At 58.5% G+C, this 24,877-nt stretch carries 18 protein-coding genes; 12 read left to right on the top strand and 6 right to left on the bottom strand.

Going from position 1 to position 24,877, the window contains the following annotated elements; genetic code table 11:
• Positions 1-267 precede the first annotated feature (267 nt).
• A complete protein-coding gene (locus BN1139_RS16720) occupies positions 268-1,488 on the bottom strand; it encodes a methyltransferase (RefSeq protein WP_005351763.1) in 1,221 nt (406 codons plus the stop codon).
• Between the two features lie 184 nt (positions 1,489-1,672).
• Between BN1139_RS16720 and BN1139_RS16715 the strand changes: the two genes are divergently transcribed.
• Complete coding sequence (locus BN1139_RS16715) at positions 1,673-2,251, top strand: PhnA domain-containing protein (RefSeq protein WP_005351761.1); 579 nt, start codon at positions 1,673-1,675, stop codon at positions 2,249-2,251.
• Between the two features lie 209 nt (positions 2,252-2,460).
• Here BN1139_RS16715 and BN1139_RS16710 read toward each other — a convergent pair whose 3' ends face one another.
• Positions 2,461-3,987, bottom strand: coding sequence for a fumarate hydratase (locus BN1139_RS16710; RefSeq protein WP_005351759.1), 1,527 nt, complete (start codon positions 3,985-3,987; stop codon positions 2,461-2,463).
• 294 nt (positions 3,988-4,281) lie between these two features.
• Between BN1139_RS16710 and pabB the strand changes: the two genes are divergently transcribed.
• The 3 genes from pabB to BN1139_RS16695 all read left to right on the top strand — a co-directional run bounded on the left by pabB (position 4,282) and on the right by BN1139_RS16695 (position 7,689).
• Positions 4,282-5,565, top strand: coding sequence for an aminodeoxychorismate synthase component I (pabB, locus tag BN1139_RS16705; RefSeq protein WP_005351756.1), 1,284 nt, complete (start codon positions 4,282-4,284; stop codon positions 5,563-5,565).
• A gap of 42 nt (positions 5,566-5,607) precedes the next feature.
• Entirely contained in the window at positions 5,608-6,174 is a 567-nt protein-coding gene (locus BN1139_RS16700; protein ID WP_005351753.1) for a CoA pyrophosphatase, read from the top strand.
• A gap of 216 nt (positions 6,175-6,390) precedes the next feature.
• A complete protein-coding gene (locus tag BN1139_RS16695) occupies positions 6,391-7,689 on the top strand; it encodes a serine/threonine transporter (protein WP_005351750.1) in 1,299 nt (432 codons plus the stop codon).
• A 266-nt stretch (positions 7,690-7,955) separates the two neighbouring features.
• On the opposite strand, the gene BN1139_RS16690 is transcribed toward BN1139_RS16695, so the two are convergent.
• Both BN1139_RS16690 and sstT read right to left on the bottom strand, forming a co-directional pair.
• Positions 7,956-8,942, bottom strand: coding sequence for a hypothetical protein (locus tag BN1139_RS16690; protein ID WP_005351747.1), 987 nt, complete (start codon positions 8,940-8,942; stop codon positions 7,956-7,958).
• 207 nt (positions 8,943-9,149) lie between these two features.
• A complete protein-coding gene (gene sstT / locus BN1139_RS16685) occupies positions 9,150-10,400 on the bottom strand; it encodes a serine/threonine transporter SstT (protein WP_005351744.1) in 1,251 nt (416 codons plus the stop codon).
• Positions 10,401-10,755: 355 nt separating this feature from the next.
• Here sstT and BN1139_RS16680 point away from each other — a divergent pair, with 355 nt between their 5' ends.
• The 4 genes from BN1139_RS16680 to BN1139_RS16665 all read left to right on the top strand — a co-directional run bounded on the left by BN1139_RS16680 (position 10,756) and on the right by BN1139_RS16665 (position 18,011).
• Positions 10,756-12,669 (top strand): RecQ family ATP-dependent DNA helicase, encoded by a 1,914-nt coding sequence (locus tag BN1139_RS16680; RefSeq protein WP_005351742.1) that lies wholly within the window; start codon positions 10,756-10,758, stop codon positions 12,667-12,669.
• Between the two features lie 594 nt (positions 12,670-13,263).
• Entirely contained in the window at positions 13,264-15,186 is a 1,923-nt protein-coding gene (locus BN1139_RS16675; RefSeq protein WP_005333223.1) for a PrkA family serine protein kinase, read from the top strand.
• Between the two features lie 23 nt (positions 15,187-15,209).
• Positions 15,210-16,481 (top strand): YeaH/YhbH family protein, encoded by a 1,272-nt coding sequence (locus BN1139_RS16670; RefSeq protein ID WP_005351738.1) that lies wholly within the window; start codon positions 15,210-15,212, stop codon positions 16,479-16,481.
• Between the two features lie 9 nt (positions 16,482-16,490).
• Positions 16,491-18,011: a SpoVR family protein gene (locus BN1139_RS16665; protein WP_005351736.1), complete on the top strand. Its 1,521-nt coding sequence runs from the start codon at positions 16,491-16,493 to the stop codon at positions 18,009-18,011.
• A 168-nt stretch (positions 18,012-18,179) separates the two neighbouring features.
• On the opposite strand, the gene fadJ is transcribed toward BN1139_RS16665, so the two are convergent.
• Together fadJ and fadI are read right to left on the bottom strand one after the other, a co-directional pair.
• Entirely contained in the window at positions 18,180-20,327 is a 2,148-nt protein-coding gene (fadJ, locus tag BN1139_RS16660) for a fatty acid oxidation complex subunit alpha FadJ (protein WP_041202772.1), read from the bottom strand.
• Complete coding sequence (gene fadI / locus BN1139_RS16655; protein ID WP_005351730.1) at positions 20,327-21,637, bottom strand: acetyl-CoA C-acyltransferase FadI; 1,311 nt, start codon at positions 21,635-21,637, stop codon at positions 20,327-20,329. The genes fadJ and fadI overlap by 1 nt, the downstream gene beginning before the upstream one ends.
• Before the next feature lie 182 nt (positions 21,638-21,819).
• On the opposite strand from fadI, the gene BN1139_RS16650 reads away from it, so the two are divergent.
• The 4 genes from BN1139_RS16650 to BN1139_RS16635 form a co-directional block, all read left to right on the top strand.
• Positions 21,820-22,770 (top strand): AAA family ATPase, encoded by a 951-nt coding sequence (locus BN1139_RS16650; RefSeq protein WP_005351728.1) that lies wholly within the window; start codon positions 21,820-21,822, stop codon positions 22,768-22,770.
• Positions 22,761-23,663 carry a DUF58 domain-containing protein gene (locus tag BN1139_RS16645; protein ID WP_005351726.1) on the top strand — a complete coding sequence of 301 codons (903 nt, stop codon included), beginning with the start codon at positions 22,761-22,763 and terminating at the stop codon, positions 23,661-23,663. The genes BN1139_RS16650 and BN1139_RS16645 overlap by 10 nt, the downstream gene beginning before the upstream one ends.
• Positions 23,648-24,187 (top strand): DUF4381 domain-containing protein, encoded by a 540-nt coding sequence (locus BN1139_RS16640; protein WP_013723777.1) that lies wholly within the window; start codon positions 23,648-23,650, stop codon positions 24,185-24,187. Before BN1139_RS16645 ends, BN1139_RS16640 begins: the two co-directional genes overlap by 16 nt.
• On the top strand, positions 24,184-24,877 hold a 694-nt coding region (locus BN1139_RS16635), incomplete at its 3' end, for a VWA domain-containing protein (RefSeq protein WP_080767408.1). The genes BN1139_RS16640 and BN1139_RS16635, both read left to right, overlap by 4 nt.

The raw sequence follows: 24,877 nt of genomic DNA, 5'->3' as shown, positions 1-24,877 counted from the left end.
GTGTTTCAACAACTAAATTCACGATGAGAATTAATAAATAAGCAGAATTTGTGAGCCATTTCACCTTGTGATATTCAGTGCAGCTGAAACAAAGAAAAGGAACCCAAACGAAAACACAAAATCGTGATCTACCGCCCATTTTTAGAACAGTTGAGACGACCAGGTGACGTTCCATTCGGTCATTGTTCGTGATGAAAAAAATGGCTGACAGGCTCAACCTGTCAGCCATCATCAATGTTCAAGAAAAATGCTCAAAATAGCCGGATGTCAGGCACGCACCGCACGGATCAGGATATTGCGCGGAGTCATGGGTTTGGCACAGAACTCCCCCACTTCAACCCGATAGCCCTGCTCTTGCAAAAAGAGCGCGCGATCCAGCGCCAGCCAGATCTCGAGGGGACGGCGAAACAGGTGGCGCACCAGCTCCATGCGGGCGACATCACCAAAGCGACGCTCCCCGTGTTCCAACCAGGCGAGGTAGTCGAGCCCGGCAGGCAGCACAATCCCTTTGCGTTCAGCAGCCCAAACGCAGAATGACTCAAACGTGCCGGTCAGCAGGCTCTTTTGCATATTGGGCACCGGCAGATACTCATCCACACCGCGCACCTGACGCTGCAGGCAGTCAAACCCGAGCCGCCACACCACTTCCTGCTCGCGCAGGCGGGCGATCCGCGCACCGCCAGTCACCGTCTCCTGTAGCGGCAACTTGAGATCCGCCTTGCTCAACACCAGCTCGCTGGCATTGGCCGCGGCCGACAGCGGGCGATAGTGGCTGCTGCGGATCAGGTGGTAACAACAGGGAGAGATGGTCACTCCGCGGGCACCGCGCTCGGCCACCCGCTCCAGCAGATGGGTGTGCAGCTCGCCGCAGGCATGGAGTGCCATGGCATGATGTTCGGGGGCGATCAGCACCGCCGACTCGGGGGCAAAGGCATCGGCGCAGGTAAAGGTCATATTGGCGCCATCCCGCTCGGCCAGCAGCCGACCTTCGTCACAAAGCTGCCCTTGCAACTCCAGACTGAGGATCGGAGCCTGTCGATGAAGTGACACCAGCCGCCCAAGATGCCCCTTGCCAGCACACCACTCCAGATAGGGGCCCTGATGGGCAGGCAGACAGGCGGTGAACGACTCGATCTGGGCCTGCTTGCGCCCCGGCATATGCAATGCCATCTCCTTGCTGCAAGTGATGGGCTCAGGGGTAAACGGGGCAAGCTGGCTGAGTTGCTGCAGCTCGGCTCCCTCGGCAATCCAGGGGGCAAGCAGACTGCTGAGTGCATCCATATCCGCATCGAGCTCCGCCAACTGGGTCTGCGTCAACCCATTGAGCTTCGCCGCCAGTTCGGGCGCCTCATCGGTAAAGGCCATGGTCAGATGATGATATGGCTGATATTGCCACCAGCGTCGGTAGCGGGTGAGCAGTCGATCCAGGTGTTGAAAACGTTGAGCCAGCACGAATGCCCCTGCCTTGCAGTCAAAAAGGAGGCTCATTCTAGCGATCCCGCTTCAAATTGCACTCTCAATACCTGATGATCAGCGCCGCGCAACAGCACAGCCAACCTTGTGAGCCAGGGCAGACCTGACAAAGTGCGGGGTTTTATGCTATATTCCGCCCCCTCTTTCACGCGCCCCGCCCAACGCGGGTCGCTTTACCACTAGCTATGGGACCAACAACATGACCATCAACGCCATTCTGCAAGCGCGCGCGGGCGCCAAGTGTGAACTGTGCAGCGCCGAGCAGGCGCTGACCGCCTTCGTGGTGCCTCACTCCCCCGCCAGCGACGATGATCACAGCGTTGCTATCTGTGACACCTGCCGTGGTCAGCTGGAACAACCGGATACCCTGGTGGTCAACCACTGGCGTTGCCTGAGCGACAGCATGTGGAGCCAGGTGCCTGCGGTGCAGGTGATGGCATGGCGCCAGCTCAAAGCTCTCTCCGGCAAGGGTGAGGTGTGGGCTCAGGATCTGCTGGACATGATGTACATGGAAGACGAAGCCAAGGCCTGGGCTGAAGCTGGTATTGCTGACGAAGATGAGGACAGCGTACCGACCGTTGACTCCAACGGCGCCGTGCTGCAAGAGGGCGACTCCGTCACCCTGATCAAGGATCTGGACGTGAAAGGTGCCGGTTTCACCGCCAAGCGTGGCACCCTGGTCAAGGGCATCCATCTGACCAACAACCCGCTCCATATCGAAGGCAAGGTCAACGGCGTGCAGATCGTACTGGTTGCTGCCTACCTGAAAAAGGCCTAAGCCAAGGGCGATTGCTCTGCTGTCTGCTGCCAGAGCATAAGCACAAGCACAACGAAAAAGGATGGCGTCACGCCATCCTTTTTTTATACCTACTTGTCGCAAACGGCCAACCTGAGCCCATAACAGGCCAGCCAAAGCTAAAAGGTACATCCGGATGGACGCGCCTTCTTTACAGGCCTATGCCGTTAACCGGCAGCGGAAACGGTCACTCAGGAGGAGAGTTTGCCGTCCAGCTCGGCAATCTTGGCCGACCAGTAGGCAGGGCCGGTTTCGTGGATATTGTTACCTTCGGAGTCGACCGCAACAGTCACCGGCATATCTTCCACTTCAAACTCGTAGATCGCTTCCATACCGAGATCGGCAAAAGCTACCACACGCGCCTTTTTGATAGCCTTGGCCACCAGATAGGCGGCGCCACCGACGGCCATCAGATAGACGGCCTTGTGCTGCTTGATGCTCTCGACGGTTTTCGGGCCACGCTCGGACTTGCCGATCATGCCGATAAGGCCAGTTTCACCCAGCATCATATCGGTGAACTTGTCCATCCGGGTGGAGGTGGTGGGGCCTGCCGGGCCGACCACTTCGTCGCGCACCGCATCGACCGGGCCAACGTAATAGATGAAGCGGTTGGTGAAATCGACCCCTTCAGGCAGCCCTTCGCCATTTTTCAGCATGTCGGCGATACGCTTGTGGGCGGCGTCGCGACCGGTGAGGATCTTGCCGGAGAGCAGCACGGTATCACCGCTCTTCCAGCTGGCCAGCTCGGCCTTGGTGATGCCATCGACGTTGACGCGGCGCACGTTGCCACCCGCTTCACGGGTTATCTCCGGCCAATCACTCAGTTTCGGCGGAGTCAGTTCGGCAGGGCCTGAACCATCCAGCTCGAAGTGAACGTGGCGGGTCGCGGCGCAGTTGGGGATCATCACCACCGGCTTGGAAGCGGCGTGAGTCGGCGCAGATTTGACCTTCACATCCAGCACGGTAGTCAGGCCGCCCAGCCCCTGGGCACCGATCCCCAGCTTGTTGACCTTGTCGTAGAGCTCGACCCGCAGCTTCTCTTCGGTGGTTTGCGGGCCACGGGCAATCAGCTCCTGAATGTCGATGTGCTCCATCAGGGCCTCTTTGGCCAGCACCGCCGCTTTCTCGGCGGTACCGCCGATGCCGATGCCCAGCATGCCGGGCGGGCACCAGCCTGCGCCCATGGTCGGCACGGTTTTCAGCACCCATTCGACGATATCGTCAGAGGGATTGAGCATCACCATCTTGGATTTGTTCTCGGAGCCGCCGCCTTTGGCCGCGATGCTCACTTCCACCTTGTTGCCGGGGATCATGTCGATATGGACCACGGCAGGGGCGTTGTCTTTGGTATTCTTGCGACTGCCAGCCGGATCGGCCAGCACGGAGGCGCGCAGCGGGTTGTCAGGATTGGTGTAGGCACGACGGGTCCCTTCGTCCACCATCTCCTGCACAGTCATGTCGCTGTCCCACTGGACTTGCATGCCGATCTTGACGAAACAGGTCACGATGCCGGTGTCCTGGCAGAGCGGACGATGACCTTCGGCGGACATGCGGGAGTTGATCAGGATCTGGGCCAGCGCATCTTTGGCGGCCGGGTTGGCCTCACGGTCATACGCAGCTTTGGCAGCCTGAACAAAATCCAACGGGTGGTAATAGGAGATGTACTGGAGGGCATCTGCGATAGAATCGATGAAATCCTGTTTTTTTATAATGCTCATATCATCCTCACTGGTCCTTGTCTCTGCCACGGAGCAGGGCAAGGGCTTCCATATGATGGGCCGTGCTGACGTGCTGGCTAAAAACTATCAACCAGCAAAAAACGAACGACACGGCAGTTTTTTCTTAAGTCACCGACACCTATGATACGCTTGCCCACCAGCACCGACTAGGGTTCGGGAACCAAACTGTTGCCTGTGTAACATAAAATGACGCCAACACTTCATATCCATCATCTAGACCATAGTGCTGAACTCCATCAGCTTTTTGCCCGCCTGCAACATCAGCCGTGGGCCATGTTGCTGGAATCGGCGGGGCCACTCGGCGCCGATAACGGCTTTGATATCATCACTGCCGATCCGCTGGCGACCCTCGAAACCCGCGGCGAGGTGACCACTCTGCGTATCGGGGCGAAGATCAGCAAACACCACGAAGATCCCCTCGCCCTGCTGGCCCATACCCAGCGACAGCTGCTGGGGGAGCTGGATCTATGTGCCACTCACCTACCCTTTATTGGCGGCGCCCTCGGCCTGTTTGGCTATGATCTCGGCCGTCGCTTCGAGCGACTGCCAGTGCAGGCCGCCGCCGATATCGCGGTGCCCGACATGGCGGTGGGCATCTACGACTGGGCGCTGCTGCGCAATGTGGCGACCGGCGACTGGCAGCTGGTGCACTGGGGGGATAAAGCGGGCCTTGCCAACCGGCTGGCCTGGCTTGAACAGCAGCAGGCCAAACCGGCCCCCGCTTTTGCCTTGCAGGGGGCGTGGCAGAGCAATATGAGCCGCGCCGAGTATGGCGAGAAGTTTGCCCGCATTCAGGAATATCTCGCCGCGGGGGATTGCTACCAGATCAACCTGACCCAACGTTTCAGCGCCCCCTATCAGGGTGATGAGTGGCAGGCCTACTGCCTGCTGGCCACCGCCAACAAGGCCCCCTTCTCAGCTTTTATCCGCCTGCCGGACAGTGCACTGCTGAGCCTCTCCCCCGAGCGGTTCCTGCTGCTTGATGGCCGCCATATCGAAACCAAACCCATCAAAGGCACTCGCCCTCGCCACCCCGATCCGGCCACCGATCAGCAAGTCGCGCTGGAGCTGGCACAGGCCGACAAGGACAGATCAGAGAATCTGATGATCGTTGATCTGCTGCGCAACGATATAGGTCGGGTCAGCCGGCCGGGCTCGGTCAGCGTGCCTCATCTCTTTGCGGTGGAGTCGTTTCCAGCGGTACATCATCTGGTCTCCACCATCCACGGTGAGCTGGATGCACGCTGGCAAGGGGTCGATCTGCTGCGGGCCTGTTTCCCGGGTGGCTCCATCACCGGCGCCCCCAAGATCCGTGCCATGGAGATCATCGAAGAGCTGGAGCCCCAGCGCCGCAACGCCTATTGCGGCAGCATCGGCTATCTCAGCCAGCACGGCCGGATGGATACCAGCATCTGCATTCGCACTTTGATCGCCGAAGCGGGTCGTCTGCACTGCTGGGCCGGTGGCGGCATCATCGCCGACTCCGACGCCGACAGCGAATATCAGGAGACCTATGACAAGGTCGCCCGCATCCTGCCGCCGCTGTCGGCGCTTTAACCCTCCCCACTGTCAGGCCAACGCACAGGAGAGCTCCCCGCCATGGATCGCCACGAACTGCTGACCCGCTTCCAGTTGCAGCGACCCGCCCCGGCCCATCGCCTCGCCATCGGCGGGCTCAGTCCGGCGGCAGTGTTGATCCCGGTGGTGATGCGCGATGAGGGGCTCAGCGTGTTATTGACCCGGCGCAGCCCACGGCTGCGTCATCATGGGGGGCAGATCAGCTTCCCCGGCGGGCGACAGGATCCCGGCGACGAAAACCTGATTGCCACGGCGCTGCGGGAGACCGAAGAGGAGCTCGGCATTCCGGCCCGACTGATTGAAGTGATCGGCACCCTCAACCCGCTCAATACGGTGTCACGATTCGAGGTGCTGCCGGTACTGGGGCTGCTCGATGGCAACTATCCCCTCATCCTGAGTCCGGATGAAGTGGATCACGCCTTTGAAGTGCCGCTGACCCATCTGCTGGATCGGCGCAACCACATCCCCCTGACCCTTTCCAGAGGGGGGAAAGCGCACACCATCTACTGGATCCCCTGGCAACAGCACTTTATCTGGGGGGCTACCGCCAGCATGATCAACCAACTAGCCCAGCATCTCGCAAAATAACAATTTACCTACATTTGGCTGAGCGAGATTTAATCATTAACACTAAAATAACGTGCCAATTGATAAACAATAATTGAATTTTTCTTGTTTTGATCACATTTCCATAAGAAAGTGCGGTTTTTCGTGCCGTAAAGATGAATTTGATCAACATTTTTGATTAGAAAAACCGTATCCTTGCGCCGACTTAATAAGAACCACACATTCGGGGTGAGATAGATGTCAAACACAGTCACTGGCACGCAGGGAGTTGCGGCGTCAACAGAGCAAGGGATCCGCTCTACTCAAACCACTCGTTGGGAAAAACGCGACTCTACCTGGGTCATCAGTCTGTTCGGGACCGCGGTTGGCGCGGGGATCCTGTTCCTGCCGATCAACGCGGGTATGGGCGGTTTCTGGCCGCTGGTCGTCATGGCGCTGCTGGTAGGTCCCATGACCTATCTGGCACACCGTGGTCTGGCCCGCTTCGTGCTCTCCTCCAAAAAGCCAAATGCAGACATCACCGAAGTGGTGGAAGAGCACTTTGGCGTGGGTGCGGGTAAATTAATCACCCTGCTCTACTTCTTCGCCATCTACCCCATCGTGCTGATCTACGGCGTGGGCATCACCAACACCGTCGAAAGCTTTATGGTCAACCAGCTGCAGATGAGTGCCCCGCCGCGCTGGATCCTCTCCATCGTGCTGATCATGGGCATGATGTCGGTGATGCTGGCCGGTGAAAAGCTGATGCTGAAAGTGACCGAGCTGCTGGTTTATCCGCTGATCGCCATTCTGGCCGGTATCTCTTTGTACCTCATTCCGGACTGGACCGGTGCCGCGCTGGAGCAAGTGCCCTCTGCCAAGGATTTCGCCACTACCCTGTGGCTGACCATCCCGGTACTGGTTTTCTCCTTCAACCACAGCCCGGCCATCTCCAGCTTCTCTCTGGCCCAGCGCCGCGACCACGGTGATCAGGCTGTCGAGAAAGCCGATGCCATCCTCAAGCGTACCGCCATGGTGCTGCTGGGCTTCGTGATGTTCTTCGTCTTCTCCTGCGTCATGAGCCTGACACCGGCCCAGCTGGCAGAAGCCAAGGCTCAGAACATCGCCGTGCTCTCCTATCTGGCCAACCAGCATGCCAGCCCCATCATTTCTTACTTCGGTCCGTTGGTTGCGTTCGTAGCCATCGTTTCCTCCTTCTTCGGCCACTATCTGGGTGCCCGTGAAGGTCTGAAGGGGATGATCGTGCAGAACATGCGCAAGTCCGGTAAAGAGCCGAACGCCAAGAAAGTCGAGATGTTCATCATCGCCTTCTTCATCCTGACCCTGTGGGGCACTGCCATTGCCAACCCTTCCATCCTGGGCATGATTGAATCCTTGGGCGGCCCGATCATCGCCACCATCCTGTTCATCATGCCGATGTACGCCATCAAGCGCGTACCTGCCATGGCGAAATATCAGGGCCATATCAGCAACGTATTTGTCGCAGTGATGGGGATGATCGCCATCTCCGCCATCCTCTATCAGCTGGTCGGTTAATCCCCTACCTGCCGCTGATAGCAAAAAGCCAGCCGAACACTCGGCTGGCTTTTTTTATTGCGTTGTCCCGTCCTGAATAGTCTTGCCACTCATCACGCAGTTATTGCAGCCACAGCACCTGAACTCACACAACAACCAAGGACACAACCCTTATCCGGCAACCACATCATGATGTTTCAGGGCTTCTCACCGAACCTCGACCAACAAAAATGCCAGTCGGGCAAGCGACTGGCATCTCTTGATAAACACACACTCTCTCTGGCTGATTAGAGTGGTTGCGCTTCCAACAGGAACGGCGTGATACCGGTGATTTCCGGAATACCGAGCACCAGGGTGTCTTTCTGACCATTGCTACCCGGTTTCATGGTCAGATATGCAGTGACACTGGCGTTGCGATCGGCAAATTCGCGCATCCTTTTTTCCCAGAGCCCCTCATAAATTTTTCCCTCTTTGATATCAGCAGGCCCTGTCAAAGTATTGAAGCTGCACTCCTTCCAGCCAGTCAGCGTCAGCTTGTTCAAACCTTGAGTGTTGGCCTCTGTCTCACCGCTTACAGAACACCCTTCTTTAAACAGGATGGTCAGCTTGATCCCCAAACCATTGTTGCTGCGCTCGGTTTTGAAATCTTGAAACAGTGCACTCTCCCCAAGGTTGTACCAGGAGTCCGCGTTGATAGGCGCAGTGACCATCGGCTGCAATGCCACTTGGCCGCCCCAATTCTGAATAGTGAGTGCAGAATCGATTTTGGCTTTGACGGGTCGATAATCGAGTACCCAGAGTGACTGGCTGCTTCCCGCCGTATCTGGCACAGACGCCACCTTGACCAACCCATCGACATTGGTATTGGACTTTTGCTCAGCCGAGTCGAAGGTACTGGGTTGGCTTTTGTTCACCAGCAACGACAACGTCAGTGGGTAACCCTCACCTTTATTCAGAGAAGAGAAGCCTTGAGGGAAGGTATAAGTGCTGACTGTGGCACTTCTTTTCTCAGCAATGTTCATCGCCCAACCCGTGCCCTCTGTGGACGCCGGATAGACAAGACCGACCGCACGATAACTGTCGTTGACCGGACGGTTGATTAACTGCCCCTGAGCGTCCATCAGGACGGGGAGATAGACGCCAGCCACCGGCAGCGCCCTCGGTTGCGGCTCCGGTGGCGTGGTACCACCACCACCACTATCTCCGCCACCACCACCGCAACCAACCAAACCTAATGCACCAATAATTGCCCACGAAAGCGTAGTTTTTTTCATTATTTAATCTCGTTTTTTAGCCTGAACCTTATTATTCCGCAGCTATTTTAACGGGGCAGCACCCGCACTGTCTGTCGGCTATTTGTAACCAAACATTTCATCAAAATGAATGTTTTCTTGCGCACTCCTCTCCTCAACACATTTAGGCCCGCTGATATAAAAAGCCCCTCACAGAGAGGGGCTGAATCGAAAAATCGAGCTACCGGCTCACGCCTCGCTGCTGGGCAGCGCGGAAGGTTCCAGCAGGGTTTCATCTTCGGCCATGCAAGCAGCGGCGGTGAACAGCACGTCGGTGGAGCTGTTCAGCGCTGTCTCGGCAGAATCCTGCAACACGCCGATGATAAAGCCGACAGCAACCACCTGCATGGCGATGTCGTTGCTGATGCCAAACAGGCTGCAGGCCAGCGGGATCAGCAGCAAGGAACCACCGGCGACACCGGATGCGCCACAGGCACTGATGGTGGCAACCACGGAGAGCAGAATGGCCGTTGCCATGTCCACTTCCATCCCCAGGGTATGTACCGCCGCCATGGCGAGCACAGTGATGGTGATAGCGGCACCCGCCATATTGATGGTGGCACCCAGCGGGATGGAGACCGCGTAGGTATCTTTGGGCAGGCGCAGTTTTTCACACAGCGCCATGTTGACCGGAATGTTGGCGGCAGAGCTGCGGGTAAAGAAGGCGGTCACGCCGCTCTCTTTGAGGCAGGTCAGCACCAGCGGATAGGGGTTGCGCTTGATCTTCCAGAAGACGATCAATGGGTTGACCACAAAGGCGATAAACAGCATGCAGCCGATCAGCACCACCAGCAGTTGAGCATAGCCAAACAGGGCATCGAAGCCGGTCTCTGCCAGCGTGGAGGCAACCAGACCCAGGATCCCGAGCGGAGCACAGCGGATCACCGCTTTCACGATGGCGGATACACCGTGAGACAGGTCAGTGATCAGCGCCTTGGTGCTCTCGTTGGCATGGCGCATGGCGATACCCAGACCGATGGCCCACGCCAGAATACCGATATAGTTGGCATCCATCAGCGCCTTGACCGGGTTGGTTACCACATTGAACAGCAAGGTCTGCAGCACCTCGGTGATCCCGCCTGGCGGGGTGATCTCGGCAGTATTGGCCACCAGATGGAGGTTGGAGGGGAACAGGAAGCTGGCAATCACCGCGACCACGGCCGCAGAGAAGGTACCAAACAGGTAGAGCGCCAGCAGCGGGCGAATATTGGTCTTCTGACCCTGCTTGTGACCAATGATGGCCGCCATCACCAGTACGAATACCAGCAGCGGAGCTACCGCTTTCAGTGCACCAACGAACAGACTGCCAAGCAGACCTGCCGTTTTCGCCCACTCGGGGGCAAACAGTGCCAGCAAGATACCGAATACCAGACCAACCAGGATCTGGCTGACCAGGCTGGTGCTATTGACCAGCCGAAGGAGGGGGTGTTGTTGTGTCATCAAAAAAGTCCCTAAGCACCGTAGTGCATGAATCATGAGTCCTGTCTGCAACCACTCATCGGGAGACCCCTGTCGCCCGAATGTGGTGTCTGTGGCCAGCCTTCTGTCGGGCCGATCCGCCAGTCACCGGATTGCATGACGGAATATCCCATTCGCCATCTTTTTTTTCCAGAGACTCACCAAAAAATATCCCGTTTACATCACAAAAAACCGCAACAAAACCTTAACTACAGCGCAACCACCCATTTTTGTACGTTTTATCGACACTCTCTGCCCTCACCCTCACGACCATTCCTGTGCCACCCGTGACCGGTGTCGCTGTGCTATCATCCCCCATTTGCCGCGGAGCCTTGCCATGATCCCATCCCTGCTCAACCAATATTTTGGTTTCTCCGCACTCAGACCAGGTCAGGAAGCGGTGATCAGCCGGGTGCTGGCAGGTCAGAGTGCCGCCGCCATCTTTCCCACCGGCTCCGGCAAGTCGCTCTGTTATCAACTGCCTGCCCTCGCCCTGCATCACCTGACCCTGGTTATCTCGCCGCTGCTGGCGCTGATGCACGATCAACTCGCCTTCCTCAAAAGCAAGGGAATAAGCGCCGCTACCCTCGACTCGAGCCAGAGCCCGGAGGAGAGCCGACGAGTGATGCAGCAGGCGCTGGATGGCCAGCTCAAGATCCTGATGATCTCGGTGGAGCGACTCAAGAACGAGCGCTTTCGTCGCTTTATCCAGCAAGTGCCGCTCTCGCTGCTGGTCGTCGATGAGGCGCACTGTATCTCGGAGTGGGGCCACAACTTTCGCCCCGACTACCTCAAGCTGCCGAGCTATCGCCATGATCTGAAGATCCCGCAGGTGCTGCTGCTCACCGCCACCGCCACACCGGCGGTTATTCAGGATATGCAGACCAAATTCGGCATAGCGCCGGAGGGGGTCGTGGTCACCGGTTTCTACCGCCCCAATCTTGATCTGGCGGTCATTCCCCTGTCGCCCGACGCGCGGGATAGCTGGCTCGCGCAGGAGTTGGCCAACGATCCGGCGGCCGCCACCATCGTCTACGTCACCTTGCAACACACCGCAGAAGCCTGTGCCGAGCAACTCATTAGAGAAGGGATCAACGCCCGCGCCTATCATGCCGGACTCGACTCGGCGCTGCGCAGTCAGATCCAGCACGACTTCATGGCGGGCAAGGTGGATTGCATCGTCGCCACCATCGCCTTTGGCATGGGGATCGACAAAGCGGATATCCGGCGGGTCATTCACTACGATCTGCCCAAATCCATCGAGAACTACAGCCAGGAGATTGGCCGCGCCGGGCGTGATGGCCAGCCATCGCGCTGTATCGTGCTGGCCAACCAGAGCCAGCTGCCGGTGCTGGAGAACTTCGTCTACGGCGATACGCCGGATTTGAGTGCCATCCTCCAGCTCCTTGCTATCATCAAGCAGAGCGGGAACGAGTGGGAATTCACCCTGCTGCGCCTCTCCAACGACACCAATATCCGCCAGTTGCCCCTTAAAACCCTGCTGGTCTATCTGGAGATGGCGGGCATCATCACCCCGGCCTACAGCTACTACGCAGATTACCGCTTCAAGTTTGTGCTGGATAAAGGCGAGATAGTGAGCCGCTTCAATCCGGATCGTCGCCAGTTTCTGGAGCAACTGTTCGTATGCGCCCCGCAAGCGCGCAGCTGGTGCACCATGGACTTTGACGCCCTCTGGCAGGGCTATCAGGGAGAGCGGCAGCGGGCCGTTGCGGCGCTCGACTACCTGCAACAGCAAGGCTGGATCGAACTCGAAAGCAAGCAGATGACCGAGGTCTACCGGATCACCCGTCAGGGGTGGGACTGCGAGCAGGAGGCTAACGCGCTCCATGCGCTCTTCTTGCAAAAAGAGCAGAGCGAGCTTGCCAGACTGCAAGCCATGCTCGACTTTTTCACCTCAAGTGAGTGCCTGAGCTACCGCCTCGCCCGCTATTTTGCCGATGAGGTGGCGCCGGTTCATTGCGGCCACTGTTCGGTTTGTCGTGGCGAGGTGGCACATCTTCCTCCCCTGCCCCAACTGGCCATGCCAAACGAGACAGGGATCCGCGCCTGGTGCGATCCGCTGATTGCCAAGACAGGTTCGGTGGATGATCGTGTTCTGGCCCGTTTCCTGTGCGGCATCACCACACCGCTGACCAGCCGGGTCAAAGCCAAATCGCTGGCGGGTGCAGGCCAGTTGGCCGCGCACCCGTTTGCCCGCGTCCTGGCGGCAGTGCAACAAGCCTACCCTTGATAGATGAGTGCTGGCGGCGTCAATCGCCACCAGCAGAAACAAGCGTTTAAAGACGCAGAAAAAGAAGACCCTCGCGGTTGCGAGGGTCAAGCCAACGGAAACGTGCTTAAACAGAGCTTGGTGAGGCAACAGTCAACTCTCTTGCTAAAGCATCTTGCTGCTCACACCTCGCCAATCTAGGGCACTCAAATTGTAGCGTCAATGTAAAAATTAGAGCCAAAACTCCAAACAAAGTGATTTACGTTGACGTTCACGTAATGACATTATCATCCATAACCCCGCCAACCCGCAGCCCCATTGCCTTTCGTCAAACCCCTTAATCTTTTCGCAATAAGTTCCCTCTTTCCCATAAACATTTATTTTTTATGTCTTTGACATTTACCTCACTATCGTGGCAAAAATAATTTAACAGTCAGTAACATAGCGGTGTTGTTGACTGACCCTCCCCGCAAAAGGATCGGGCAGGTTTCTTCAGAATTTAACCTATCAACCGTGATGGATTACTGGAGTCTGTTGACTAGGCTTTAAAAGCGCACAACACAAAAGCAGTCATCCACTTTTTTCAGGGTAAGCGACTATAACGAGGGCAAAGTTATGGGCATATTCGAGCATTACCAACAGCGATATGAAAAAGCGAGAGAAGAGGAATATACCATCCAGGAGTTCCTGGATATGTGTAAGCAGGACAAAGCCTGCTACGCCTCCGCAGCCGAACGTCTGCTGACCGCCATCGGTGAGCCGGAGATGGTAGACACCTCAGCCAACCCCAGACTGAGCCGACTCTTCTCCAACCGCGTCGTGGCACGCTATCCCGCCTTCAAGGATTTCTACGGGATGGAAGAGGCCATCGAACAGATCGTCTCCTACCTCAAACACTCCGCACAGGGGCTGGAGGAGAAGAAACAGATCCTCTATCTGCTGGGCCCCGTTGGCGGCGGTAAATCCTCGCTGGCAGAGAAACTCAAATCCCTGATGCAGAAGGTGCCCATCTATCGCATCAAGGGCTCACCAGTCAATGATCACCCCTTCTGCCTGTTCGATATCGAAGAGGATGGGGAGATCCTGGAGAAAGAGTACGGCATCCCGCGCCGTTACCTGCGTCCCATCATGTCCCCTTGGGTGGCCAAACGCCTGCACGAGTTTGGCGGCGACATCACCAAGTTCAAGGTGGAGAAGGTCAACCCCTCCATCCTCGATCAAATCGCCATTGCCAAGACTGAACCGGGTGATGACAACAACCAGGACATCTCCTCACTGGTCGGCAAGGTCGACATCCGCATGCTGGAGCACTTCGCCCAGGATGACGCCGATGCCTACTCCTACTCAGGTGCGCTGTGTAAAGCGAACCAGGGGGTGATGGAGTTTGTGGAGATGTTCAAGGCGCCCATCAAGGTATTGCACCCGCTGCTGACAGCGACCCAGGAGGGGAACTACAACGGCACCGAAGGGCTCTCCGCCCTGCCCTTTGACGGCATTCTGCTGGCCCACTCCAACGAATCCGAGTGGCAGCAGTTCCGCAACAACAAAAACAACGAGGCCTTCCTCGACCGGGTCTACATCGTCAAGGTGCCTTACTGCCTGCGCGTCTCGGAAGAGGTGAAGATCTACGAGAAGCTGCTGATCAACAGCGAGCTGACCGAGGCCAAGTGCGCCCCGGGCACCCTCGAGCTGCTGGGCCAGTTCTCTGTGTTGTCACGGCTGAAAGAGCCGGAAAACTCCAGCATCTACTCCAAGATGCGGGTCTATGATGGCGAAAGTCTGAAGGACACCGATCCGAAGGCGAAGAGCTATCAGGAGTATCGCGACTACGCCGGTGTGGACGAGGGGATGAATGGTCTCTCTACCCGCTTTGCGTTCAAGATCCTCTCCCGCGTCTTCAACTTCGACCACGCGGAAGTGGCCGCCAACCCGGTACACCTCTTCTATGTGCTGGAGCAGCAGATCGAGCGCGAGCAGTTCCCTCAAGAGCTGCACGATCGCTACCTTGAGTTCATCAAGGGCTATCTGACCCCGCGCTATGTGGAGTTCATCGGCAAGGAGATCCAGACTGCCTATCTCGAGTCCTACTCCGAGTACGGTCAGAACATCTTCGATCGCTACGTCACTTACGCCGACTTCTGGATCCAGGATCAGGAGTACCGTGACCCCGAAACCGGCCAGCTGTTTGACAGAGCGTCTCTCAACAGCGAGCTGGAGAAAATTGAAAAACCCGCCGGGATCAGCAACCCGAAAGATTTCCGTAACGAAATCGTCAACTTCGTGCTGCGTGCCCGGGCCAACAATGCAGGCCGTAACCCCAACTGGACCAGTTACGAGAAGCTGCGCACCGTGATCGAGAAGAAGATGTTCTCCAACACGGAAGAGCTGCTGCCGGTTATCTCCTTCAACAGCAAAACCTCGGCCGAGGAGCAGAAGAAGCACGATAACTTTGTCGAGCGGATGATGGAGAAAGGCTACACCCGCAAACAGGTGCGACTGCTCTCCGAATGGTATCTCAGGGTACGCAAGTCATCCTGACCCTGACTGTTCAAGGGGGAGTTATGGCGCATTTTATCGACCGCAGGCTCAACGGCAAAAACAAAAGCGCTGTCAATCGGCAGCGCTTCATCCGCCGCTACAAGAAGCAGATAAAACAAGCGGTCTCGGATGCTGTCTCCAAGCGCAGCATTCAGGACGTAGACAAGGGCGAGAGCATCAGCATCCCGACCAAGGATATCGGCGAGCCCCATTTTCATCAGGGGCACGGTGGTAAACGGGAGATGGTGCATCCCGGCAATGACCAGTTCGTCTCCGGCGACAAGATTGACCGTCCCAAAGGAGGGGGCGGCGGACAGGGTTCCGGCGAGGGACAGGCATCCAATCAGGGTGAAGGGGCCGATGATTTCGTGTTCCAGATCTCCAAGGATGAGTATCTCGATCTGCTGTTTGAAGATCTGGAGCTGCCCAGGCTGCAGAAAACCCAGCTCAATCAGCTGATGGAAGTCAAAACCTACCGTGCTGGCTACACCTCAAACGGGGTGCCCGCCAACATCAACGTGGTGCGCTCGCTGCAAAATTCGCTGGCGCGGCGCATGGCGCTGCAAGCGGGCAAGAAACGCCAACTGCATGAACTGGAAGATCGGCTGGCTCTGCTGGCCAACGATCCCAACGAGCACTTTGCCGAAATCGCCCTGCTCGAGAAGGAGATCAGGGAGCTGAAACGGCGGATCGACGCGGTGCCCTTTATCGACACCTTCGATCTCAAGTTCAACAACTTCGTCAAACGGCCCGTCCCCTCCAGCCAGGCGGTGATGTTCTGCCTGATGGACGTCTCGGGCTCCATGGATCAGGCCACCAAGGAGATGGCCAAGCGTTTCTATATCCTGCTCTATCTGTTCCTGAGCCGGACCTACAAGAACGTTGAGGTTGTTTACATCCGCCACCATACCCAGGCCAAGGAGGTGGACGAGCACGAGTTCTTCTACTCCCAGGAGACAGGCGGCACCATCGTCTCCAGCGCCCTCAAGATGATGAATGACATCATCAATGAGCGTTATCCCGCCAACCAGTGGAACATCTATGCGGCGCAGGCATCGGATGGTGACAACTGGGCTGATGACTCACCGCAGTGCCGTGAAATTCTGGCGCGGGACATCATGCCAAGGGTGCGGTACTACTCCTACATCGAGATCACCACCCGTGCCCACCAGACCCTGTGGCACGAATATGAGTCGGTAGCCAGCCAGTTCCCCCACTTTGCGATGGAGCACATTCGCAAGGTCGAGGATATCTATCCGGTGTTCCGCGAGCTGTTCAAGAAACAAGCGGCGTGAGGAGGTCACATGATCGAAACAGAAAAACGTGTAGCGCCACTGGATGACGGACCAGACTGGAACTTCGATCTGCTGGAGACCTATCACCAGGAGATCGCCCGGGTCGCCCGTTTCTACAAGCTGGATACCTACCCCAACCAGATCGAGGTGATCACCGCCGAGCAAATGATGGATGCTTACTCCAGCGTTGGCATGCCCATCGGCTACCAGCACTGGTCGTTCGGCAAGCGTTTTATCCATACCGAGCGCAACTACAAGCGCGGCCAGATGGGGCTGGCCTACGAGATCGTCATCAACTCCGATCCCTGCATCGCCTACCTGATGGAGGAGAACACCATGCCGATGCAGGCGCTGGTGATGGCCCACGCCTGCTACGGTCATAACTCCTTCTTCAAGAACAACTACCTGTTCAAGGCCTGGACCGATGCCTCCTCCATCATCGACTACCTGCTGTTTGCCAAGAACTACATCACCCAGTGTGAAGAGAAGCATGGCATTGAGGCGGTGGAACAGCTGCTCGACTCCTGCCATGCCCTGATGAACTTCGGGGTCGATCGCTACAAGCGTCCCCAGAAGATCTCGATGGCAGAGGAGAAGCGGCGTCAGAAGGCGCGGGAAGATTATCTTCAGACTCAGGTCAACGAGCTGTGGCGTACCCTGCCCAAGCAGCATAAAGCGGCTGGTGTGGAGGACAGGCGCTACCCCGCCGAACCCCAGGAGAACATTCTCTACTTTATCGAGAAGAATGCCCCCTTGCTGGAGCCCTGGCAGCGGGAAGTGGTGCGCATAGTGCGCAAGATAAGCCAGTATTTCTATCCGCAAAAGCAGACTCAGGTGATGAACGAGGGGTGGGCCACCTTCTGGCACTACACCATCCTCAATCACCTCTATGACGAGGGCAAGCTGAGCGATCGCTTCATGATGGAGGTGCTGCACAGCCACACCAACGTGGTCTATCAACCGGCTTACAACAGCCGCTACTACTCGGGGATCAACCCCTATGCGCTGGGGTTTGCCATGTTTACCGACCTGCGCCGCATCTGCGAGAACCCGACCGAGGAAGATAAATACTGGTTCCCCGACTATGCCGGCAGCAACTGGGTCGACACCCTCCACTTTGCCATGCAGAACTTCAAGGACGAGAGCTTTATCAGCCAGTTCTTAAGCCCGAAAGTGATGCGGGATATGAAGCTGTTCGCCATTGATGACGACGATCTGAAGAACTATCTGAAGGTCTCAGCCATCCACAATGACGAGGGGTACCGTCAGGTGCGCAATACCCTGTCGGCCCAGTACAACCTGAGCAATCTGGAACCCAATATTCAGGTCTACAACGTCGCCGTGAAGGGGGATCGCTCCCTTACCCTGCGCTATGTGCCCCACAACCGCATCCCCCTTGGCGACTCACGCCATGAGGTGCTCAAGCACCTCCATCAACTGTGGGGATTCGATGTGGTGTTGGAGCAGGATAACGGCGAGCTGCCACCCGATATCATAGGTCGTTGCCCGGAGCGCAAACCGGGGATCTGACCCGCGATCAGATATCTCGACGGCCCACTTCGGTGGGTCGTTTTTTCATCGGCCGCGTCTGCCAGCATGAGCGCTGACCAAGCCGTACAACCCGAACAAACCACAACATAGAAAGAGGCCCGCACTGTATGCGGGCCTCTTTGTCTTGCAGTTAATCTGCAGCAGCTATCAGTAGAAGGTCTGCTGCTCTGCGGCCATTGCCTTGAGGCGGGCACAGGGGGCAAACCGATCGCCATGGCGCTTCTGATAATACTCCAGACGGCCAACCAGATGATCGATCCCGAGCGTGTCCATATAACGGAACGGGCCGCCAAGGAAAGGCGGGAAACCGATGCCGAAGATGGCGCCGATATCGCCATCACGGGCCGACGCCACCACGCCGCTATCCAGCGCCATGGCCGCTTCGTTGAGCATCAGCAGCACGCAGCGCTCGGCGATCTCCTGACGGGCCAGCTTGGCAGACGGCTTGATGCCGAGCACGCCATAGACGCTCTCGTCCACCGTCTTCTTGCCCTCTTTGCCGGTCAGCTTGTTGCGCGGTGCCGCCTTGCCATAGAGGTAGAAGCCCTTGCCGTTCTTGCGTCCCTTGCGATCATTTTGCAGCAGCTTGTCGAACGCCTTGGGCGCCTGGAACTGCTCGCCGCCCAGCTCTTTCTCGAGAATGGGGGAGATCTTGGCGCCCACATCGATCCCCACCTCGTCCAGCAAGGTGATGGGGCCAACCGGGAAACCAAAGTCCAGCAGCGCGCTATCCAGCACCTCTACCGGCTCCCCTTCCAGCACCAGTCTTGCCGCCTCATTCATGTAGGGCGCCAGGATGCGGTTGACGTAGAAACCGGCTTCGTCTTTCACCACGATAGGCGTTTTACCCTGAGCACGGGCAAAAGCCAGAGTGGTGGCGACCGTCTCGGCACTGGTGCCAGCGTGGGGGATGATCTCCGCCAGCGGCATCTTGTCCACCGGGCTGAAGTAGTGCAGCCCCACGACTCGCTCCGGGTGCGCCGCCTCTGCCGCAATCTGGTTTATGGGCAGGGAGGAGGTGTTGGAGGCAAACACTGTGTGCTCACCGCACTCATGCTCCACGTCCTTCACCATCTGGTGTTTGAGCGCGAGATCTTCAAACACCGCCTCAACCACCATGTCCACCCGGTGGAAACCGGAGTAGTCGAGGGTACCGGTCAACAGGCTCATCTGCTTTTCCAATTCGCTGCGCAAGATGTGGCGACGCTTGAGCTTCTTGGCCAGAATGTCATAGCTGTAGCGCATGGCATTGCCGATCCCGGCGCTTGCCACATCCTTGATCCGCACCGGCACTCCCGCCTTGGTAGCGGTGACGAACGCAATGCCGCCCCCCATCAGACCACCGCCCAGCACGGCGGCATGGGCCACCTTGCGCGGCTCGGCCCCCTGATAGGTGACCTCTTTCTTCATCTCGGTGGTGGCAAAGAAGATGGAACGCAGGGCGGCAGACTCAGCAGTCATCACCAGCTCGCCAAAGTGGCGGGACTCGGCGACCAGACCGGCCTTCATTCCCTCCTCCACGCCAATGCGCACAACGTCCAGGATCCGCTCCGGCGCCGGGTAGTTGCCACGGGTCTTGGCTTTAACCCCCTTGCTAGCCTGATCGAACAGCACCTTGCGACCCAGTTTGTTGGTCTCCAGCACCTTGCCCTGCAGATCCCGTTTCAACTGATGGCGCGGTTTGCCCTTCTTGGCCAGCTTGATGGCAGCATCCAGCAAGATTGACGGCGGCACCACATCGTCCACCAGCCCCAATTTCTTGGCTTGTTTGGCCCGCACCTGCTTGCCGGTCAGCATCAGATCCAGCGCCTTGGCCACCCCGATGAGGCGCGGCAGACGCTGGGTACCGCCAGAGCCCGGCAGCAGACCGAGCTGAACTTCCGGCAATCCCAGCACAGATTTTCCGTGATCGGTCACCACCCGACCATGGCAGGCCAGCGCCAGCTCCAGCCCGCCACCGAGGCAGGGGCCGTGAATGGCGGCGATCACCGGAATGGTCAGCCCCTCGATCTCGGCAAAGATCTCCTGCCCTTCTCGCGACAGGGTCTCGGCATCCTTGGCACTGGTGCAGGCGGCCAGCATGGTAATGTCAGCGCCGGCGATGAAGGAGTCCTTCTTGCCGGAGGTGATCACCAGACCGATCAAATCCTTGTTGCGTTTCACTTCGGCCAACACGGTGCGGATCTCCTCCACAAAGGCGGCCTTCAGGGTATTCATGCTCTCGCCCGGCACATCCATGGTGAGGATGCCGATGCCATCTTTGCGAACATCCAGGGAAAAAGTCTTAGCGCTCATCATTCAACCTCCAACACCATAGCCACGCCCAATCCACCCGCCGCACAGGCGGTGTTGAGCCCCAGTCCCCCGCCGCGACGACGCAGCTCGTGCAGGGTCTGGGTGATCATCCGCGCACCGGTCGCGGCAAAGGGGTGGCCATAGGCCAGCGAACCACCGAGGACGTTGAACTTCTCCATGTCCACCTCGCCGATGGCCTGATCGCGGCCCAGCTTGTCACGGGCAAAATCGTGGCTGGCAAACATCTTGAGGTTGGCCAGCGTCTGGGCGGCAAAGGCTTCGTGCATGTCGATCAGGGTCAGATCACCGAGCGTGATACCAGCTCTGTCCAGCGCCAGCGGCGTGGCGTAGGAGGGCCCCATCAGCATGTCTTGCCAGACATCGATGGCCGAGAAGGCGAAGCTGCGGATATAGCCAAGCGGCTCGAGGCCCAGCTCTTTCGCCCGCCCTTCCCGCATCAACAGCACGGCAGCAGCGCCATCGGTCAGCGGGGTGGCATTGGCAGCAGTGACTGTGCCATGGACCCGATCAAACACCGGCTTGAGCTTGGCGTAGCTCGTGAGATCCGAGCTTTCACGGATATTGTTGTCCCGCTCGAGCGGTGATTTGTAGGGCGGTACATGGGCGGTAAACACCTCACCGCTGAGCTTGCCATCAGCCCAAGCCAGCGCGGCCAGAGTGTGGGAGCGGTGAGCCAGCGCATCTTGCGCCTCGCGGCTGATCTGGTGACTCTTGGCCATCTGCTCGGCGGTCTGTCCCATGGAGAGGCCAGTAGAGTATTCCGCCACCGCAGGCGGCACAGGCAGCAGATCCTTGACCCTCAATGTCCGCAGAATATTGAAGCGCTGCTGCAGATTGCGCGCCTTGTTGAGATCCACCAGGGCGCGGGCCAGCTTCTTGCTCACCCCGATAGGCAGCACGGAGGAGGAATCAGCACCGCCGGCGATGGCGATGTCTACGGTACCGGCCATGATGGATTCGGTGACGTTGGCCACCGCCTGGAAACTGGTGGCGCAGGCGCGGGAGACACTATAGGCATCGGTATTGACGCTCATGCCGGTACCGAGCACGATCTCGCGGGCAATGTTGGGGGCTTCCGGCATCTGAACCACCTGACCAAACACCAGCTGGTCGATAAGCTTGGGATCGAGATCGGTACGGGCAAGCATCTCGCTCACCACCAGTTTGCCGAGATCGACTGCAGGCACGCCATGAAAGGCGGTGGCCTGCTTGGCAAAGGGGGTACGCAGCCCCGCCACGACGGCAATCCGTTCGCCCTGGCGAGTCGTCAGTTTCAATGGCTGTTTCATCCTGGCTCCTTGGTTTAAAAGGCAGAGGTCTGACCTCATTGCGCCACATCTTAACAATCCAATCACAAGTTTCATACAGCTGATTGAAACTAAATTAAGCACGGCAAGCCCCCTTTGCTCGCCCTTGGGGAGCAACTGGAGTATAAAAAGATCAACTTCCATAAAAACAACGGGTTTATCGCATGGCAGCGGCCGAGTTCAGAGCACTTAGGGACTATCTTGGCAGTCAGATCCTGGGGCAGGAGGAGCTAATAGAAGGGCTCCTGATTGCCCTGTTATGTGAAGGACATGTGTTAATCGAAGGGGCCCCCGGGCTGGCCAAAACCCGCGCCGTCAAGGCGCTCGCTGGCGCCGTCGAGGGACGCTTTGCCCGTATCCAGTTCACCCCCGACCTGCTTCCCGCCGATCTCACCGGCAGCGAGGTGTTTCATCCGCAGGATGCCAGTTTTGTATTCCAACCGGGCCCCCTGTTCAACCATCTGGTGCTGGCGGACGAGATCAACCGGGCGCCGGCCAAGGTGCAATCAGCGCTGCTGGAGGCCACGGCCGAACACCAGATAACCGTGGGCAAAAAGAGCTGGCGGCTGCCGCCCCTCTTTATGGTCGCCGCCACCCAGAATCCCATCGAGCAGGAGGGAACCTATCCCCTGCCGGAGGCCCAGCTCGACCGCTTTCTGCTCAAGCTGATGGTGGATTACCCGAGCCCCACCCTGGAGCTCGCCATCTTGCAGCTCAACGCCAGCGGCGAACAACTTGGCGCGGCGCCAGTGACCCTGAGTCAGACCAACTTGCAACGTGCTCGCAGCGAAGTGCTGGCGGTGACCATGCAAAGCCGACTGGAGCACTATCTGGTGGAACTGGTCTGCGCCACTCGCCCGGGCAGCGGCCTTTGCCCTGCCCTCGAGCCGCTGATTGCCGTGGGGGCCAGCCCCCGCGCCACGTTGGGGCTGGCTCGCTCTGCCCGCGCCCGTGCTTGGCTTGCCGGACGTGATTATGTGCTACCGGAAGATATTCAGCTGCAAGCCTATCCTGTGCTGCGCCACCGCCTTATACCCAGCTATCAGGCACTGGCCGACAATCTGGATAACGATATCCTGATCGCCCAACTGCTGGATCAGGTGCCATGCCCCTAGAACCCGGTCTGCATCCCGATATCGCCCTGTCGCTGCCACGGCTGCTCAATATCCGGCTCTGGGCCAAGGCCAAGAAGCCACCTCACGCAGGCAGAAGCAGCAGCGAACGCGGCAAACCGGGCCGCTCTCCCGGACTCACGTTTCGGGAGCTGCGCGCCTATCAGGCTGGTGACGAGGTACGCCATATCGACTGGCGAGTGACCGCACGCCTCGGTCGTCCCTATACCCGCCTCTATAGCGAGGAGCTCGATCAGGCGCACTGGCTGCTGCTCGATCTCTCCCCCGCCATGTATTTCGGCTCCATGCTGCAGCTCAAGGCGCGTCTGGGGTGCGAGCTGGCAGCAGCCTTGATCTGGCAAGGGGAGAAGCAGCACAACACCCTGATCTGCCACGGGCTTATCCCCCATCACCAGAGCCAGAGGGGCAGCGTGCTGCCTCTGCTCGAATCCCTCTGCCATCACTACCAGCAAGGGCTGGCACGTCGGCCCCTTTCTCACTCGCTAGCCGACACCTTGTCCGGCGTGAAGTTGCCTCACGGAGCCAAGCTGACGATCATCACCGACCACAGACCCTGCGAGTCGACGCTCTGTCAGCAGTTGCAGCTGCTCTCGCGGCGCCACGATATTCACTATTGGCAGATCCGCGATCCCCTCGAGGCAGCCCTTCCCCAAGGCGGCCAGCTACCGGTGGCCATCGATCGGCCAGGCCAGCACTATCAGGGCTGGCTGGATGGGGGCCATGACGGTTTCTCCCGCCGCTACCGGCAAGCCGCCGAGCACCAGCTGGCCCACAGCAAGCAGCAGTTGCTGCCGCTGGTACAGTGCCTCTATCTGCTCGATAACAGCCAGACGCTGCAACAGCAGTGGCAGGAGGGGCTATGTCATCAGGGATGATCTCGCCCGCCGAACTCGACAGCGCCAGTCCCGCCTCCGACGCCATCACTCCGCCGCTGGCCGCCCTGATGCGAGACATCCACCCGGGGCCGGATCTGATTGAACAGAATCTTGATCCCAGAGTGCAGGCGCTATTGTGGCTCCTGATCGCCGGTTTTCTTCTACTGATGATCGTCCTGATTGCCCGCAGGGTGATACGTTACCGCCGCTGGTGTCGCCAGCTGGAGGGGGATCCGGCGCTGCTGGTGGCGCAAATACAGGAGGCCCTGCGTCATGAAGCGCTACAGCGCTGGCCCGAGGCGCGCCAACTGCAAGGTGAAGCGTGGCTCGCCTTCATCGATCGTCACGGGGGCAGCAATTTTAGCCAGTTCTCGTCTCACTGGAGCAGTTGGCTCTATGGCAGCCAGAACCCGACTCGCGAGCAGTGCGAACAGCTTCAGCAACATTATCGCCGTTGGGGTCAAACCCTCTTCTTCCAGCTCGCCCCCCGCTCGAGGCGTAAAACCGCGCGGAGGCATCCATGATCCTCGCCTGGCCCTGGTTTGCGCTGGCGCTGGTGCTGCCCTTGCTGGTGCGCTTCGGCTTGCCGCCCCTGCGCCGCGGCTATCTGGCTCACCCCGGGTTTGCGCTGCTACGTCCTCAGGCCGGATTACCGCTCTGGCGCGCCATGCTGCTCTGGTGCGCCCTTATCCTCGCCCTCTGCCGCCCCCAGTGGTGGGGAGAACCGGTTATCCAATATGAAGGGAGTCGGGATCTGCTGCTGGCGGTGGATCTGTCAGACAGCATGCGCACCCCGGATATGCTCGATAACGGCGAGCAGCAAGCACGGCTGACGGCGGTGCGCCAGCAGATCAAGGCGCTGATCGCCAAACGGGCCGGAGACAGGGTGGGCATTATCGTCTTTGCCGATCACGCCTACCTGCTCTCTCCCCTCACCCAGGAGATCCCGGCGCTGTTGACCTTAAGCGACGAGCTCGATTTTGATCTGGTCGGCCGAACCACCGCCCTTGGCGAAGCCATCCTGCTGGCACGTCAGCATGGGGATCCGGGTCGCCCCACCGCCCTGCTGCTGGTCACTGATGGCCGCAATACCGCAGGCAATGCCGACCCGCTGCAGGAGGCCAAACTCGCCGCAGCACAGGGAATAAGGATCTACACGCTGGGGGTCGGGGCCGATCCCGATACCTTTATCCAACCCTATGATGAGGCGGGCA

The sequence above is a fragment of the Aeromonas veronii bv. veronii genome (genome assembly GCF_000820225.1).
Classification (GTDB): Bacteria; Pseudomonadota; Gammaproteobacteria; order Enterobacterales; family Aeromonadaceae; genus Aeromonas; species Aeromonas veronii.
Note: the sequence above shows the minus strand (reverse complement) of the source record. Positions and strands in the feature narration are given on the sequence as shown.